The organism is Paenibacillus phytohabitans (assembly GCF_013141775.1).
GTDB classification, from domain to species: domain Bacteria; phylum Bacillota; class Bacilli; order Paenibacillales; family Paenibacillaceae; genus Paenibacillus_AQ; species Paenibacillus_AQ phytohabitans.
In genome coordinates this window covers 386,782-405,076 of sequence record NZ_WHOB01000059.1, presented here as the reverse complement: position 1 = coordinate 405,076, position 18,295 = coordinate 386,782, and the positions used below count along the sequence as shown (strand labels likewise).

At 49.6% G+C, this 18,295-nt stretch carries 11 protein-coding genes and 1 tRNA gene; 11 read left to right on the top strand and 1 reads right to left on the bottom strand.

The genetic code is table 11. The features are described from left to right. Positions 1-73: 73 nt before the first annotated feature. The 8 genes from GC101_RS19740 to GC101_RS19705 all read left to right on the top strand — a co-directional run bounded on the left by GC101_RS19740 (position 74) and on the right by GC101_RS19705 (position 13,456). Positions 74-1,795 carry a sensor histidine kinase gene (locus tag GC101_RS19740; RefSeq protein WP_171718618.1) on the top strand — a complete coding sequence of 574 codons (1,722 nt, stop codon included), beginning with the start codon at positions 74-76 and terminating at the stop codon, positions 1,793-1,795. Then, positions 1,767-2,597, top strand: coding sequence for a response regulator transcription factor (locus GC101_RS19735; protein ID WP_171718617.1), 831 nt, complete (start codon positions 1,767-1,769; stop codon positions 2,595-2,597). The genes GC101_RS19740 and GC101_RS19735 overlap by 29 nt, the downstream gene beginning before the upstream one ends. Positions 2,598-2,972: 375 nt before the next feature. Then, positions 2,973-8,567 carry an Ig-like domain-containing protein gene (locus tag GC101_RS19730; RefSeq protein ID WP_171718616.1) on the top strand — a complete coding sequence of 1,865 codons (5,595 nt, stop codon included), beginning with the start codon at positions 2,973-2,975 and terminating at the stop codon, positions 8,565-8,567. 265 nt (positions 8,568-8,832) lie between these two features. Further along, positions 8,833-9,252: a DUF1801 domain-containing protein gene (locus GC101_RS19725; protein WP_171718615.1), complete on the top strand. Its 420-nt coding sequence runs from the start codon at positions 8,833-8,835 to the stop codon at positions 9,250-9,252. 298 nt (positions 9,253-9,550) lie between these two features. Next, positions 9,551-11,182 carry a serine hydrolase gene (locus GC101_RS19720; RefSeq protein ID WP_171718614.1) on the top strand — a complete coding sequence of 544 codons (1,632 nt, stop codon included), beginning with the start codon at positions 9,551-9,553 and terminating at the stop codon, positions 11,180-11,182. 132 nt (positions 11,183-11,314) lie between these two features. Continuing rightward, the gene (locus GC101_RS19715) at positions 11,315-11,788 is read left to right on the top strand and encodes a GNAT family N-acetyltransferase (RefSeq protein ID WP_171718613.1); all 474 of its coding nucleotides are present in this window, start codon (positions 11,315-11,317) and stop codon (positions 11,786-11,788) included. Between the two features lie 50 nt (positions 11,789-11,838). Next, positions 11,839-13,158, top strand: coding sequence for an APC family permease (locus GC101_RS19710; protein WP_216626670.1), 1,320 nt, complete (start codon positions 11,839-11,841; stop codon positions 13,156-13,158). Positions 13,159-13,383: 225 nt separating this feature from the next. After that, a tRNA-Lys gene (locus tag GC101_RS19705) sits at positions 13,384-13,456 on the top strand. Between the two features lie 461 nt (positions 13,457-13,917). Here the strand turns inward: GC101_RS19705 and GC101_RS19700 are convergent. Beyond that, positions 13,918-14,283, bottom strand: a complete 366-nt coding sequence (locus GC101_RS19700) for a VOC family protein (protein ID WP_171718612.1) — start codon at positions 14,281-14,283, stop codon at positions 13,918-13,920. A gap of 136 nt (positions 14,284-14,419) precedes the next feature. Between GC101_RS19700 and GC101_RS19695 the strand changes: the two genes are divergently transcribed. The 3 genes from GC101_RS19695 to GC101_RS19685 all read left to right on the top strand — a co-directional run bounded on the left by GC101_RS19695 (position 14,420) and on the right by GC101_RS19685 (position 18,280). Beyond that, the gene (locus GC101_RS19695; RefSeq protein WP_171718611.1) at positions 14,420-15,973 is read left to right on the top strand and encodes a S41 family peptidase; all 1,554 of its coding nucleotides are present in this window, start codon (positions 14,420-14,422) and stop codon (positions 15,971-15,973) included. A 40-nt stretch (positions 15,974-16,013) separates the two neighbouring features. Next, positions 16,014-16,379 (top strand): DUF4180 domain-containing protein, encoded by a 366-nt coding sequence (locus GC101_RS19690; protein ID WP_171718610.1) that lies wholly within the window; start codon positions 16,014-16,016, stop codon positions 16,377-16,379. 185 nt (positions 16,380-16,564) lie between these two features. Then, positions 16,565-18,280, top strand: coding sequence for a YVTN family beta-propeller repeat protein (locus GC101_RS19685; protein ID WP_171718609.1), 1,716 nt, complete (start codon positions 16,565-16,567; stop codon positions 18,278-18,280). Positions 18,281-18,295: the final 15 nt, after the last annotated feature.

Below are 18,295 nucleotides of genomic sequence, written 5' to 3'. Positions count from 1 at the left end.
CCGATATTTTGCAAGGTATCCCGATTCCGGCTGCCCGTGTATGATAGTAGAACTAATGAGAGGGGGAAGCAGTATGGCAATGGCAAAAAGGAGCTTCAAGGATTCGCTGCGCAGGCTGTTTCTGCTGCATACCCTTGTGCCGATTTCTATTCTATTTGTGCTGTTCCTGATATTCATGATGATCAATTCGCGGTTTCTGCTAATCAACCAGACGACGGATGCGGGTAAAAAAATCAAATCGGCGATGGAAGAAGTCTACAGCTCTTACGTTAAGGAAATGAATGAAGCAGCAACGCTGGATTCTGTTGTTGCTTTTACCGGATCACGGGCTCAAGGCCCGGAGGTATTTGAGCGGTTCTATGACTTCAATAACCGCCAGCGGGTGAAGAGCATCATGTATATCATAAGTGCGGACGGAAATATCATGGCGTCGTCTGCCAACTATACCTCCGAATCCTCTGACCTTGCACTGCAGGCGATTGCCCGGCGGATGCACAATCAGGGCTTGGCGGAATTGGCCGAGACCAACCATATCCGCTTCTCGCATGACCGCTACACCGCCTATACGTTTGCCAGAGAAATCCGTGACGGCGGGGCTGTGCTTGGTTATCTGATCTATCAGCTGTACGAGCTGGATCTGCAGAAGCTGCTCTTCGTGCAGAATAACGAAATCGCTGTGGTCACCGACCCTTACCGGACCATCATTGCCACTACAAATAATCTGACCCAGGGGCTGATGAATAAATACAGCCTGGCCAGTGATTCCAAGGGGTACGTGTGGATTGATAAAGGGAAGTATTATAGTAAAGAAACATACATACCGCTGTTGCAATGGCGGATTTATACCTTAAGTGCCGCTGAAGGAAACCGCAGCGCTTACTGGTCTCTGGCAGTGTTTTTTGCGATGGCCAGTCTGCTGCTCTGGATTGTCATTCAATATTCTGCCCGCATTATTTCCACCCGCCAGTCAAGGGCGATAGACAAGCTGATCTACGCTGTCCGGGAACTTCAGTCCGGCAATATGGATTCCTACGTTTACATAGGAACCGGTGACGAGTTCGAGACGCTAGCGAATCAATACAATCAGATGCTACAGCGTCTGAATGAACTGGTCGCACAGAACATAGAGCTGTCTGATCTGCGCAGAGTAATTGAAGTGAAGCATCTGCAGTCGCAGTTTCATCCGCATTTCATATTCAATGTGCTGGAGACGCTCCGTTATGCCATAGTAGTGGACAACAAGCTTGCCCAGGATATGGTGCTTACACTTTCCCGGCACCTGCGTTACAGTATAGGCAATGAGCGGGACCATGTGGTGCTCGGGGAGGATCTGGAATATATTGCAGGCTATATGAAGCTGCAGCAGATCCGTTTCAAGGACAGGCTCCATTACCGGGAAGAGGTAGATCAAGAGGCCCAAGCTGCGCTTGTTCCCAGACTGATGCTGCAGCCGGTGATCGAGAACACGATCAAATACGGCTATCGTCAGCGCCAATCCGTATCGTTAACTGTAGTAGGCCGGGTAGAAGGCGCGGATCTTATCATCGAGGTGAAGGATGATGCCGGGGGAATGAGCCGGGAGCGGCTGGAGGAAGTAAGGGCTATTATGGGATCGCAGAATAACCGCGCTCCGCATATCGGGCTGCATAATCTGCACCGGCGGCTTGTACTGATGTATGGGGACCGTTACGGTATTGAGATTGTCAGCATTCAGGGAGAAGGCACTGCCGTTACATTTAGATTGCCATACCGGAAGGAGGAGACGGATGTTCAAGGTGCTGCTGGTAGAGGATGAAGAGATGATCCGCAAAGGGCTGCGCTTTACATTTGATTGGATGGGAGCCGGCTGCGTGGTTGTGGGTGAAGCAGAGAACGGGGAGGAAGGGCTCCGCCAGATTGCGGATCTCTGCCCCGATATTGTGATCGTTGATGTCAATATGCCGCTGATGGACGGGATTGCCATGATTGAGCAGAGCGTGGAGGAAGCGGATTGCAGCTATATCATCCTCTCGGGCTATGATGAATTCAGGCTGGCCAAGGACGCCATCCGGCTGGGGGTTACCGAGTATCTGCTGAAGCCGCTGGAACAGGAACAGTTATTCGCAGCCCTGGAGCGGGCCAAAAGCCAGCTGGAGATGAAGCGGCAATATACAGCAATGCTTACCTCTGGAGCCGGAAACGGGGAAGCTCTCCAGGCATCCGTCATTAAGCTGCCGGGGAAGTCTTCCCGTTATGTGTCCAGGATGATCCAGTATGTTCAGGACCATTATGCGGAGAAGATCGGGATCAAGGATCTGGTGGAGAGCCTGGGCGTTAGTGCTACCTATTTGAATCAGAAGTTCAAAAGCGAAACGACCTATACCTTCAATGATTTCCTGAACCGTTACCGCATCCAGAAAGCGATGGATCTGCTGCGCAGCGGTGAGGATAAGGTATATGCCATTGCAGCAGATGTAGGCTATAAGGATTATAAATATTTTATTGCAATCTTCAAGAAATACGCCGGATGTACACCCAGCTATTATCAGGAACGGTACGGACGCGGAGAAGAGAATACGGATGCAGCCAGTGGTGAGGACATGAAAAACCGGAGCTAATTGCAGCCTTACGTTAGTAGGGATATATGATATACGATAAAATTGCGCATGTGAGCGAAAGCTCCTTGCGTTTTTTTGTTTTAGACATTTTTTTCGGGGGGAATAGATTTTTTTTCGCTTTTTCGAGAGATTTCCCCCATGTAGGACCTGGTGAGGCGGTTTTTGTCGAGAATTGTTAAGAGTTTGTTTAGAGCTGTCTGATAGAATGGACCGCAGATATGAAAATTTCTAGTTAGATTTAATTGTTTTTTGTCCGCGGATAAGCAAGATGAAGGGAGAATGCGGGAGCTAAGGGAGCGTATACAAACTGCAGCAAAGCTTGCTATACAGCGGACGGGAAATGATGAATGAATAAGGGGGAGCGATACATTGTTAATGAGCAGGGGATTGAAGAAGTATTTCTCGTTGTTACTCGTAATCAGTTTATTTGTGACAGGAGCATTGCCCGCGTCTGCAGGTACGGAGAATACAGCTCCGGTAAGCTGGGAGAACCTAAGCCCGCTGCCAAGCGGCAACAAAGTAATGGGAGTAACTATAGGCGCAAATACAGTCGTTGTGGTAGGTGAAGGAGGAAGCGTGGGTACGTTCAGCAACTACACGACCTGGGCGATCCGTAATTCAGGGGTAGTTAATGACTTGAACGATATTATTAATATAGGCTCAGGGGCTAACGCCAAATTTGTTGCTGTAGGCGACAAGGGAACCGTCATAACGTCAACAGATGGTGCTTCCTGGACCACTCAGACTACAGGCATATCTGAAAATATATCTGAAAACTTGAATGCAGTTGTTTACAGCGGCAGCAGTTTAGTCGCAGTCGGCGATTCAGGCAAAATAATTACGTCTAGCGATGGCGGCGTCACTTGGGCTGCTTCAACCTCAGGCGTTAGTGTGAATCTGAACGCTATTGCTTATGGTGACAGCAAGTTTGTAGCTGTTGGCGATGGCGGGAAAATTATTAACTCTTCGGATGGGCTGGCCTGGACGCCGCAGACTTCCGGTTCTACTAATGATTTGAACGGCATCAGCTATGGCGGCAATGTATTTGTTGCGGCCGGAGCTGCAGGTGAGATCCTAAGCGCCCCGAACGCTTTGGGCACATGGACAAAGGGAACGAATAGTATTAAGTCGGATTTCAATAGTGTATCTTTTAGAAATAACAGATTTTTCATTGCCGGCGATGCAGGCAAACTGATATATTCAGCCACCGGAACGAACGGTTGGAGCAGTTCAGTTTCAGTAGCCGGAGCTACGGATAATCTGATGAAAATCAAGGCTACCGATTTTGGTTATTTTATCGTTGGCTCAGAGGGTACTGTATTTTTCGCGACAGCAAGTACTGGCGGAACGAGCAGCTGGGAAAAATTCAGCTCCCCCACCTCCAGTGCACTGAAGACGGTAACCTACGCCAATAATACCTATATTACCGTTGGTACGGATGGATTGATCGGCACTTCCACCGACGGTAAGGTCTGGTCGAAGGTTGCTAGCGGCACTACTAATGCTATTAACGGCATTGCTTATGGCAACAGCAAGTTCGTAACGGTCGGCTCGAACGGCCAAATCCTGACCTCCAGCAACAACGGTACTAGTTGGACAACTGGAACCTCAGTGGACGCTATTACACTTAATAGTATTGTTTACGGCAGCGGCCTTTTTGTTGCAGTAGGCAATAGCGGGAAAATTGTAGTGTCTTCAGACGGAGTCAACTGGGCGAGGATCTCCGACAGTAAGACCGTGAATCACTTAAATGCTGTTACCTATGGCAACGGCAAATACGTGGCTGTAGGTGCTGGCGGTACCATCGTAACTTCTTCCAATGGAGCGGAGTGGAAACCGGAAGATTCCAAAACGAACGGTAAATTGTTGAACGGCATCAGCTACGGCAGCGGTTTATTCGTGGCGGTCGGCGCGTCCGGAACGGTCGTAATCTCTGCGGATAGCTCAAGATGGTCGGCCAGAACCATTGACGGCCAAGTGAATCTGAATGGAGTTGCATCCGGAAGCGGCGTATTTATGGCAGCGGGAGACAGCGGGAATGTCTACTACACCGCTGATCCAAGCCAGACTTGGCACCCTGAGACTACAGGCACGACTAAAAAACTTAACGGCATCGGGTTTATTGCCGGGCAAGATCGTTTTATCGCAGTCGGTGACCCCGGCGTGATTATTGTGTCCTATCCGGTTCTCAACATTCCGCGGGTTATAAGTCAGTCTCCAGAGAATGCTGAGAAAGATATAGCAACCGATGCTGAGCTGGTTCTGACTTTCAATCAGAAGGTGACAGCAGCCAGTGGAAATATTAACATTTACAAAGCTTCGGATCTGTCAGCTCCGGTTGAAACCATCCCGGTGGACGACAGCACCAGGGTAACCGTACAGAATAATACTGTAACGGTTAATCCGGAAAAGGATTTGGATAAAGGGACTAAATATGCAGTCACAATTGACAGCGATACGTTCTACAACGAGAGTGAAATTGGGAATGTAGCGATTGAAGGTGATGACTGGAGCTTTACGACAGTAGCCAAGCTGGATGAAACAGCTCCTATTGTAACTGCTTATTCTCCTGATAAGGGAGAAACGGGAGTAGCCATTGACGCGGATCTGACGCTTACATTCAGCGAGGATGTAACGAAGGAGAGCGGCAACATTGAGATTTACGAAAGTACGGATGACGTTGTTCCGGTAGTGGTGATTCCAGTTCAATCGGATAATGTTACGATCCTTAATGACGTGGTTACAATTCATCCGACGGTTAAGCTGGTATACAATACAAGCTACTTTGTGAATATTGGAGATAGTTCATTCATTGATCCGGCAGGCAACTATTATGCCGGAATCACGGACAGCGAGACCTGGCAGTTTACAACAGAAGAGGCGCCGGATACTACACCACCGGTGGTGAGCTCTTATTCGCCTGAGGATAGAGCAACAGAGGTTGCCACTGGCGCGAACCTGACCCTTACCTTCAGTGAGAATGTAACCAAAGCAGAAGGCAGCATTGAGATTTATAACAGTGCGAATAGCAATACCCCGGCTGTGACCATTCCTGTCACTTCCGAAAATGTAACGGTTCAAGGCAACGTGGTAACGATCAATCCGGAGGATAAGCTGGACTACAGCACAAGCTACTTTGTGAAGATCGGGTCCGGGGCATTCAAAGATACGGCCGGCAACAATTATGCCGGCATCGCGAACAGCACAACCTGGCGGTTTACAACAACCGGTGAACCGGATACGGCTGCACCAACCGTAAGCGCGTATTTACCTGCTAACGGTGCAACAGGTGTAGGGGTTGAGACCAATCTTGTGCTTACTTTCAGCGAGAATGTATCGGCGGGTGAAGGCAGCATTGTGATCTACAACAGTGCGTCTGACAAGTCGGTAGCTACGATTTCTGCCAGTGACCTGACCATCCTGAATGATGTAGTGACGGTTAATCCGGCTGACAATCTGGAGTATGATACAAGTTACTTTGTTCAGATCACGGACGATGCATTCACAGATACAGCGGGCAACTACTTTGCAGGCATCTCTGACAGCACAACCTGGCAGTTTACAACAGCTGCTGCACCAGATACGACAGCGCCAACAGTAACCGCGTTTTCACCTGAGCCTGGGGCAACGGAAGTGGGGATTGATGCCAATCTTACTCTTACCTTCAGCGAGAATGTAACGGCGGGGGAAGGCAATATCGTGATCTACAATAGTGCGAATAATGCGCCGGTAGCTACAATTCCCGCTGCTTCCGGAAATGTAACCACCCAGAATCATGTAGTGACGATTAATCCGGGTGACGATCTGAAGTATAGTACAAGTTACTATGTACGGATTGGAACCGGGGCGTTCAAAGATACTTCAGGCAACAGCTATGCTGGCATCAACGACAGCGGAGTATGGAACTTTACAACAACCGGTGTACCCGATAGAACCTCACCAACGGTGAGCACGTATTCACCGGAGCCTTGGGCAACGGAAGTAGCACTTGGCGCTAATCTGGTTCTTACCTTCAGCGAGAATGTAAAGAAAGCGGAAGGCAGCATTGAGATTTTCAAAAGCACAGATGAGATTCATCCGATAGTGACGATTCCCGTCACATCAGACATCGTAACGATTCAGAATAATGTTGTAACTATTAATCCGGCTGACAATCTGGAGCATGGTACAAGCTACTTTGTCCGGATTACAGAAGGCGCATTTAGAGATAATGCAGGCAACAGCTTTGCCGGTATTGCAGGCATCACAGCCTGGCGGTTTGTGACAGCCAGCGGGCCTGATACAGCAGCACCGCTGGTGACAGCATATAGTCCTGCAGACAATGCAACCCAAGTATCCACATCCGCTGCGCTCTCATTGACCTTTAACGAGAATGTATTAGCCGGGGATGCCAATATTGATATTGTGAATGCGGCGGATGATATGATCGTAACGACGATTAAAGCGGGTAATCAGGCGCTTGTCACCATTACGAATGCTACCGTCAGCATTAATACAGGCGGTCTTTTGAAGCAGGGCGGCAGCTATTATGTATTGATTCACCCGGGTGCATTTACTGATGAGTCAGGGAACAGCTTTGCGGGGGTTGCGGATAAAACCGTCTGGAACTTCTCAACCGTTCCTGTACCCGTCACGCCAACAGATCCACCCGCATCGGGTTCAGGAGGTTCCGGAGGAGCGGCACCTGTAGCAACACCAAGCACGCAGACCGAAACCATTAATCTAAACGTTGAAAATGGCTCAACCCAAGGCTCCAATGTATCCTCCGTTGTCGTTAGCCGTACGAAGGATGCAAATGGTGTGAAAAGTGATGTTATTACGTTCGCATTGGATCAAGCGCTCAGAGCGATTAATGAGCTTAAGGCGGCTGGCTCCAATATTGCCAGAATCATTGTTCCTGATGTCAATGATGAGGTTGCGGAAACTAGACTGACGATTCCAGCCGCTTCCAGCAAGGCATTTGCCGATAATCAAATCAGTCTGGACATCTTCACGGTTAATGCGGAAGTGAAGGTGCCGGGAAGCTCTCTGGTAGGGTTTGGTACAGATATTTATTTCAACCTGGTACCCTTAAAAACGCAGCAGCAGAGTGCAGATGCTGAAGCGCGTGCAAAAGCACAGGTTCAAAGTCTATCCGGCGGTGGGGCGGTGACGCTGGTAGGCCGTCCGGTAACGATTGATACCAATCTGCAGAGCCGTCCGGTGACGCTGGTGCTGCCGATTAACAACACTTCGTTAACTGCAGAACAGCTGAAGGCACTGGCGGTCTTCATTGAGCATAGCGACGGTACCAAAGAACTGGTTAAGGGCGAAATTGTACCCTTCGGTCAAACCGGCAAGTCCGGAATTCAATTTAATGTCAATAAATTCAGTACATTTACAGTTGTTCTTGCCCAAGGTCCTGCGGTACAAGTGAAGGCTTATATGACGGGTTACGCTGACGGCACCTTCCAGCCGGGCAAGAGCATTACCCGTGCAGAAATTGCCAGCATCATTGCCCGTACCTTCAACCCGTCAGCCAGTACTTCCGGCGTTGCATACACAGATCTTGCTGCCGGCCACTGGGCAACAAATGCAATTAATCTGGTGAGCAGCAGCGGTATTATGAAAGGTTACGCTGACGGCAGCTTCAAACCAAACCAAACGATCACCAGAGCCGAAATGGCAACCATTCTGTTCCGGCTGGTTACTAACGGTCAGGGGAATGCAGTCAGCTTCAGCGATATTGCCGGCCACTGGGCACAGGCAGCCGTTGAAGTGACGGCCAAAGCGGGCATGATCACCGGTTACGAAGATGGAACCTTCCGTCCGAACCAAACGTTAACCCGTGCGGAGGCCGTAACCATCGTTAACCGTGCCCTGGGCATCACGCCGCTGACAAGCGCAGCACCGCGATGGTCCGACGTCCCTGCGCAATATTGGGCATTTAGCAATATCCAAGCGGCATCGGTGGATCACACAGCAGAATAATCACTACAAAAACAGCCCTTCCTTCCGTCTTCTGACGGGGGAAGGGCTGTTTACTATTCGCCATATACATAAGCTATGTGTTCACCAACAAAATTCGATATTCTAAGAAGCCGCGCTTTTGTAGATGTAATACTAGTCACTGATAGAAATCCGTGCTGCTGTTATGGAATAACAAGAATGTGATATAGTGGTGGGAAATTAACAGGGAGAGACAGGATGGCGGGGAATGTTCGTGTTGAACATATATTAAAGGAGTGAATCACCTATGTACGAGCAGAAAACGAAAGAAACTGAGCAGAGCGTCACCCGGTTTATTGAACAAATAGAGAGTCCAGGGAAACGTGAGGATGCTTATAAATTATTAGATATTTTCAGCGAAACTACGGGGTATCCGGCGAAAATGTGGGGCCCGAGCATTATTGGTTTCGGAACGTACCACTACAAGTATGCAACAGGGCATGAAGGGGATGCACCGCTGGTAGGCTTCTCGCCGAGAAAAGCGAAGATCAGCCTATACTTTGCAACGGGTGATGCCCAGCGGGAAGAGCTGCTGCAGAGGCTGGGGAAGCACACGGTGGGCAAAGCCTGCGTATACGTTAATAAGCTGGATGATATAGATTTCGAGGTCTTGAAGGAGTTAATTCAGCAGTCCGTGGAGTTCTTAAGAGAGACTTACGGAGCTTAAAGCCTGCAAGTGAAGTGACAGCAATGTCACATGAGACCTCTTAATTAGCAGGTGAATCGCACGACAGTGCTTACCCGAACCCCTACAATGAAGGAGTTGGCTGGAACGGACACTTCACTCCGCCCTTTGGAACTCCAAATTTAAGGACATTAGGGAGAGGCTGCAGTTGAAACAAGGGTATATCAAAAGGAATAACAAAAGGGGTAACACCCGTATCAAGTCCGGCATTCTAAGCGCTCTGCTTATACTGGGTTGTGTTAATGTGGGAAGTGCCTATGCTCAGCAGCCGGAATCTTCAGTGAGTCCAGCCTCCATCAAACTGCATGCCGAACCTTATGATACTCCGGTGACAGTGGAACATCTGTTGACGCATACGACAGGTTTTGAAGTACGCGAACCTGCCGACGCCAGCTATCTGTACGACACTTCCCGTAAGCCGGTTTCTTTAAAGGAAAGCATCTATGATGTCTTTCCTCCTGTGGTCCGCGAGCCGGGAGCCTCTTACATGTACGATAATTTCGCTTCCAGACTACAGGGATATATCGTGCAGCAGGTAAGCGGAGAATCCTTCGGGAGCTATGTGGAGAACCATCTGTTTAAGCCGCTTGGCATGAATTCAAGCAGCTTCAGTGTAACTCCTGAATTGGCAGACCGGCTCGTTCCTTCCTATGACGGGGAGGGCGGCGCTATACCGCTATACGGCTTCTCTCCGGCGGAGTGGCCTGAAGGCAGCATGTTATCAACCGCATCTGATATGGCGCTATTCATGGAAGCTTTTCTGAATGGCGGCAAGGCTGCTGACGGTACGGTAATCCTGTCCGGGGAATCGGTTAAGGCGATGTCTTCCTACCGGATGGTTATCCATCCCGATCTGCCGGATACGACCTATGGCTTTGAATCGCCTGTAATCCCGGCCCAGACGAAAGGGGAGAAGGTGATCTCCAAAGGCGGAGACATTCTAGGTTACAGCTCTCTGCTGTGGATTCTGCCTGACCGACGTACTGGAGTGTTCGTATCATACAATACCAATCAGGATTTGCGTAATGATCTGTTCACCGCATTTATGAATCATTATTACGCAGGGGGACAATCGCCTTATGCACCGAAGGGGTATCAGGTGCAGGCTGCGGCGGAACTGGCCAGGTTCGAGGGCTTGTACTCCGATCTAAGAATTAAGCTGCTGACGAAAGTTCAAGCAAACGCAGACGGCACCCTAACGGTGAGTGATATGCTCAACCGTCATCAGATGAAGCAGATTGGCGAGCTGCTGTTCGTGGATGAAGGGGGGAATCCGCTGGCCTTCAAAGCGGATAATGAAGGTCATATCCTCTATATGAAATACTCCAATCTATATAGCTATGCTACCAAACTCCCGGAGAATCCAGCCGGATTTCCGGATGTGCCGGCCAATCATCCGTATGCCGGCTATATTCTGAGCCTGCGGTCACTGGGCTTCTTGACAGAGGAGCTTTCGGAGCCGTTTGAGCCTGAGCAAAAAGTTACCCGCGGAGCGTTCATCCATACGTTTAATACGATATGGAGCATCCCGGAGTCATCGAATCCGTCCTTATTCAAGGACACCGGTAATTCACTGTACGGGCAGGATATTCAAGCTGCTGTCGAGGCTGGCATGCTGAATGGAACCGGGAACGGGTTGTTCGAGCCGGACCGTCCGATTCTGCGCGAAGAAGCGGCAGCAATCGTCTACCGCCTGCTTACAGCAACAGGGATCAGGGTACCGGGTTCTACAGCCGTGCTTGCACCGGGTACGTCGGAGTGGGCTGCCGATGCTGTCCGTTCAATTGTTAGCTGGAAGCTGCATGGACCGGAGGTTACGGAGCCTTACGGCATATCCGACTACGGTTCACAACGTGCGCTGAGCAAACAGGAGATGGCGGCTCTGCTGTTCCGCATGCTGCTGCCGCAATAAGAACATACAGGGAGAAGGGGCGATTCATCCGCTCCTTTTTTTGTGCTGCAGGTAATTTTCACATGGCCTGTTAACTTTGTAATGGTATTTCTTATAATTCCATGCGACAATGCCATTCTGGAGGGATGAAGCATGAATGATGAATACACGGTTCAGTTAGCGGAATTATCAGATCTCGATTCCTGGATGCACATGATTGATATCGTCCGCGATAACTTTCCGGGTATAGATACGGATGAATTACTGGCAGGCTACAGGCAGACGGTAATTAAGAATATGAACAGGCGAACTGCGGTGTGTGCCAAGCTTGCCGATGAGGTAGTTGGACTTCTGTTATTTTCATATAATGCCAAGTGCCTCTCCTGTATGGCTGTCCATCCTGAACACCGGAGACAAGGTATTGCTGAAGCTATGATTCAGCGGATGCTGCCGTTATTTCCGGAGGATGCGGATATCTCTGTAATAACCTTTAGGGAGAATGACAGCAAGGGGATTGCCCCGCGTTCATTGTATAGAAAAATCGGCTTTACCGAAGCGGAGCTGGTGGAAGAATTCAATTACCCTCATCAGAAATTTTTCCTGCAGAATAGGGGAGTGCAGAGTTGAATTTAGCCTGGAGGACGTTTGATAAATAAAAACCTGAGAATGAAAGGACAATGAATCACATTATGAATTTGAAGCCGTTAACCAAAAGTATCACCTTCATGCAAGCCCTGGCCCTTGTGGTCGGGATGATTATCGGATCAGGGATCTTTCTGAAGCCCGGGATTGTGCTGAATAACGCGGGAACTCCATGGATGAGTATCCTGGCCTGGGGTGCCGGGGGGATTATTACACTGGCTTCGGCGCTGAGCGTGGCGGAAATTGCTGCCGCGATTCCGAAGTCAGGAGGTTTGTATACATATTTAAGTGAATTGTATGGCGGGGTATTCGGCTACCTGCTCGGCTGGGTGCAGGCTGTGATCTCCTATCCGGCTTCTGTTGCCGCGCTGGCGATTGCTTTTGCCACATACTCCGGCTACTTCCTGCCGCTGAATCACTGGCAGCAGAAGCTGCTGGCCGTGGGTATTCTGGCTTTCATTCTGCTGATGAACGTCATCGCCACAAGGTTCGGCGGAATCATCCAGACTGTGGCAACTGTGGGCAAGCTGATTCCGGTAGCGGGCATCGTAGGCGTAGGCTTGTGCTCGGATCTGGCTCCCGGCTTTGGAGGAATCAGTGCATCAGCGGCAGGCGCGGGCTTCGGGGCGGCGGTTCTGGGCACACTCTGGGCGTATGACGGCTGGATCAGCGTGACCAATATGGCGGGTGAAATTAACAATCCGGCCAAAACACTGCCAAAAGTCATTTCGATCGGCGTTATATTTGTAATTGCTGTATATGTATTGTTCAACATTGCAGTGTTCAAAGCGCTGCCCTATGATCAGATTATTTCCTCCCAGACTCCGGGTGCAGATGCGGCAGAAGCACTGTTCGGCAGCGGCGGCGGAGCTTTTATTACAGCAGGCATCATTGTCTCCGTATTGGGAGCGCTGAACGGGTATCTGATGACCGCTGCGCGGGTGCCGCAGGCGATGGGGGAGAAGCGGCAGATTCCATTTTCCCGGGTGCTCAGCAATATTCATCCGAAGTTCCAGACTCCGGCGAATGCGCTTATTTTTCAGAGTGTGCTGGCGGTGATCTACATCTTCTCGGGTACCTTCAATACGCTGACAGACCTGCTGGTGTTTGTCCTGTGGATTTTCTTTACGATGGGTGTGTTCGGCGTGTTCATCCTGCGCAAGAAAATGCCGCATGAACCAGGCCGCTACCGCGTGCCGCTCTATCCGTTCACCCCGATACTTGGCGTGGCAGGCGGAATCTATATTCTGGCCAGCACGATCATCAGTGATCCGCTGCGTTCGCTGGTGGGGATCGGCATTACGCTGGCCGGACTCCCGATTTATTATGTGATGATCCGGAAAAACCGTGTATAGAGTAAGTTCGCAGATTGTCCGAGGGTAAGCTGAATATGAAATAAACTGCGCAGTGCGGGGTGCTTCAGGGCTTTGTACTGCAGCAGTTAACAGCTGAGCAAGAGGAAATATAATTATTTGTTGACAGGGGCAGTTATATTAAGTATACTATGAAAGTATCTTTTGAGCGGGTGTTCACAGCTTAGAGATTATCGTCTTGTAGATCAGAATACATAGACAACATACGGACTCTTAGCTCAGTTGGTAGAGCAGTAGACTCTTAATCTATTTGTCCAGGGTTCGAGCCCCTGAGAGTCCATCACACAAGAAACGGCAGAGATGCCGTTTTTTTTGTCGTTTAAGGCGTGAATAATAAAGTTGGAATATCGCTGAAGAGGCGGCTAAGGCATCCGGGAGTAGCATTGGTGAGGGTTAGGCTGTATGAGCGCCGGGAATAGTTATGGATTTTCTCCACTTGCTGATGAATGGAGGGGCCCTGAGCGGACAGCAGTTGGATAAACAGCACTTAATTTGCGGTAAATGCCATAAAGTAGATTGGATGTGAGAAATTAAGTGACGTTTCTCCAACTAAAATCCTGAAATTAGTCAAAAGAGCGAAATTAAGATACGTTTTTCCATTTAATACTCTATATACTGGTTAAACTACGGCGGCAATCTCTAAGCACGACTCATTTATTAGCATTAGCCTATACTCAATTCGGTAGCGTAGTTTGCTGATTCGCTTGAAATTAAACTTGATCATGCTTGTCAGAACAGGAGCTAGCAATGCTCTGCAATCTGTACTTCGAAGCCATCTGGGTCCAGAATGTAAAAGAACCGCAGATGCGGATTCGGCGAGACGGGTCCGCGTGCTACCGGAATTCCCTCGTTACTAAGCTCCTTCATAGCCTCGTCCAGTGAACCTGCCTCGAAACCTACTGAAACACCGCACTCCGGCTTTAGCGCCTGATCACTTCCCTGAATAAGCTCGATCTTCGGTTGTCCTTCTGCACCCAGCATGACAAATTGCCTGCCTCTGCTCTCAAATCTGCGCTCAATGGGAAGGCCCAGAATCCTGTGATAGAAATCAAGCGAAGCCTCCAGATCGCGCACTCTGAGCGTAATCCAGTTCATACTCAAGTTCATGATTCTCATATCCTTTGCTGTGAATTTTGGTAGTGTCTATTATACGCTATGTGTACGGCTTTTTTAACATACACAGTCTGCCGGTAACGTTATAATCTATCTGGAATGATTCTGTTATATTGCCGGAGGCCGGAAGATGAGGAAGTATGTGCTGCTCTTGATATTTCTAGTACTTATGGGACTGCTGGCCTTCATAGGAACGATATGGCGCGAGGGTCCGCAACAAGATGTGCCTGAATTAACAGCGGCCCGGAAGCGGGAGGATTTTGAATATCTGGCCAAGCTCGTGAAGGAGGTTTATCCGCTGGATAAGGCGCTTGAGCAGGATAAAGGTCTTGAGAATATGGACGTAATCAGTCAGGCATTCATAACCCGGGCCGGGGAATCTGCCGACAATGCTGAATTTCTCCGGCTGTTCTATGAATACATGACATTCCTGGGGCAAGCCGGCCATGCACAGGTGGTCTTTGATGAACCGTACAATCCTATGCTTGCTTTCTTCTATAACATTGATAAACAAGCCTACCGCTCCAGAGACTACTGGCTTAACATGGCGTCCGGTGTGGAGATGTATGTGCACAGCAAAGCAGACATCCACTATGAGCAGGGTAAATATGTGCTGGCGCAGGATTATCAGGCGAGAGAGACTCTTTTTCCACAAGGTTCAATAATTGAGCGAATTAACGGGCTGGCCGTTGAGGATTATGTTAAGTCTTTGCAGACACAGCTTCATCTGGTTTGGGATGCTGCGCTTCATCGGGGATACCTGCAGACGCTACTTAGTGCTGATCCGGGGAACGGTGCTTGGATGATTGAAGCGGTCCGCCCGGATGGCAAGATGGCCAAGGGGGATTTCTTGGTGTACAAGGGATATGCGGCGCCATACCGGAATGAACAGCCTGACAGCAATGTTATCCCCGTTGAGCTGAATGACCAGACCGGATATATAAGGATTTTTAGCTTTGCAGATATGTATAAGGAGCAGGACGGACTGGTTATTCAGGATTTCATGAAGAAGTCGGGAGGGAAATACAGTAAGCTGATTATTGATCTAAGGAGGAACGGCGGCGGTGATGATGATTATTGGGCGGATAATCTGCTGAAGCCTTTGTTAAAAGCGCCCGTGGATTACGAGCAATCCGCAAGCGTGAAGAAATCATTCGGTGAACGTTTTGGGCTGCGGTTTCGCCTGTACAAACAATTCGTCAGCTCTACTCTTACCAATAAGGACAGATATGACGTAACAGAGGTTAAGAAAGAGCAGCTCCCGGGAGTAGACTCTGCGGACTGGGACACTTATACGGTGACCAAGCACTGGCAGCCGGAAGATTCTTTTCTCTTTGACGGAAAGGTATACGTGCTTGCAGACGGTGACAGCTTCTCGGCAGCAGACAACTTCACAGCCGCTGTCAGCAAGCTGGGCCTGGGAACGGTGGCCGGAACGAATACGGCGGGTGGAGCCTGTGTCTATATGGAGCCTTACAGGTACGCTCTGCCGAACAGCGGGATTATATTTAAACTCGAAACGGACCTGAACAGCAACGCCGAAGGCCGGATTAATGAAATCTACGGGACTGCGCCGGATGTGCTGATGGACGAATCCCGCTATCCAACGGCCTATCCGGAGAGTTATGAACCTGAGGTTTTGAAGAATGAGGAGTGGATCCGCAAGGTTATGCTGAGTCTATAATGGATTGTGAGTTCTAAGTACATATTAGGAGGATTTGGTAATGAATATAACACCAGTAATACATGGCGGAAAAACGATAGCCGTAGTGAGCGGCAGCGAGACCTTAGTCAGTGATGTTCAGGATGCGCTGGATCTAATGGCAACGGTACGGTATGAAGTCGATTGCGACCGGATTGTCATACATAAAGCTCTGCTGAGTGAAAGCTTTTTTGATTTGAAGACACGGCTGGCCGGTGAGATTCTACAGAAGTTCATCAATTATCAGCTGAAGGTGGCGGTAGTAGGAGATCTCAGTGGATACACGAGCCGGAGTCTGCGTGACTTCATTTATGAATGCAATAACGGGAAGGATGTTTTTTTCCTGGCGGATGAGCAGCAGGCGGTTGAGCAGTTAAGTAAGGTGTAGGTTCACATAATAAGGAATAATACAAACTCCGATCCGGCTGGATCGGTTTTTTTGTATTTTCCAGTGAGGCAGGAGAACAATATGCGCTAAAAAGACATTACGTCTATACCGTCACTATTAAATTTGAATACTACTATATTGAAAAATAGTTTTATATCAATCTGAGTGAAAGGGGAGTGGTGACGATGAGCTTATTATCTACGGGACCGATTGAGAACAATGTCTCAGCCTCAACCGGAGTAAGACCTACGCAGCAGGTGACAGTCAAAGTCGATAACAGAAGCAGTGTCTCCAGTTCGACGGTTGTGGTCGAAGGCTATTTTTTGGATGGGACAAGAACGTTGTATGTGAGTGAGATTCTGAACCTGGTCCCGAATCAAGTGATAACCAGAACTTATTACGCGAATTTGGATGCCTTTGAATTTCTTTTCACCACATCTGCTTCCGTGAACGATGAGATCCAGATCTCTATATGGGGAAAAGATGCTACGGGTAATTTGGTGACGGCGCACAGGCTGGTTTCCGCTGAATTATTAGGAACAGTGACGGGGGTGACGGGAGCCACGGGAGCCACGGGGGCCACGGGAGTGACTGGAGTGGCGGGAGCGACTGGGGTGACGGGAGTAGCTGGAGTGACGGGAGCCACGGGAGCTACGGGAGTAGCTGGAGTGACAGGAGTGACTGGTGCGACTGGAGCCACGGGTGCCACGGGAGTGGCTGGTGCGACTGGAGCCACGGGAGTGGCGGGTGCGACTGGAGCCACGGGAGTAGCGGGAGCGACTGGTGCAACGGGTGCGACTGGAGCTACGGGAGTGACTGGGGCGACTGGAGCTACGGGAGTTACAGGAGCTACGGGTGCGAGTGGAGAGACCGGAGCCACAGGAGTTACCGGAGCCACGGGAGTTGCTGGTACGACAGGAGCCACGGGAGCTACGGGAGTGACTGGAGTGGCGGGTGCGACAGGAGCAACGGGGAGTGCCGGTTCAACCGGAGCTACAGGATCTGCGGAGCCCGCCTCGGTTAATCTGATGTACGTGACCAACAACGGTGGCGATAATATTTCTGTGATAGACGGGAATACGAATACTGTTGTAGCTACGATTGCAGTAGGTGCAGGGCCGTTTGGTGTAGAGGTGAACTCTGTAACCAACCGGATTTATGTAGCCAATGAGGATAGCGGGAATGTCTCGGTGATAGATGGAAGCACCAATACGGTTATAGCTACTGTTACTGTGGGGACTACACCAAACGGGGTGAGGGTAAATTCCAATACCAACCGGATTTATGTTACGAATTCAGGGAGTGATAATGTCTCAGTGATTGACGGGGGCAGCAATGAAGTGATTGCCAGTGTGGCCGTGGGAGCCGGGCCATTCGGTGCATGGGTGAACCCGATCACCAACCGGATCTATGTAGCAAATACAGGCAGCAATAATGTCTCTGTCATCAGCGGAATATCCAATGCCGTTATTGCTACGGTTGCTGTTGGGGCTGTTCCTGTAGGAGTAACGGTGAATACCCGTACCAACCGGATTTATGTGACAAATTCAAACAGCAGCAATGTTTCGGTGATCAGCGGTTTGTCAAATACCATTATCGCTACGGTTCCGGCAGGTATAGTACCAAGCGGCATCGGATTGAATCCTAACACTAATCTGATTTACTCCGCCAATCAGGGCAGTAACAATGTGTCCGTCATTAACGGAAGTACCAATACCGTTGCCGCCACCATTACAGTGGGGATCAGTCCGCTCGGTGTAGCGGTAAATCCTCTGACCAATGGTGCATATGTGGCGAATGCCGGGAGCAATACGATCTCCGTTATCGACGGGAACAGAAATACTGTCACTTCCAGCATAACAGTAGGTACCACCCCTTTAGGAGTAGGGATCAATCCTTAACAAGAGGTGAGCGCG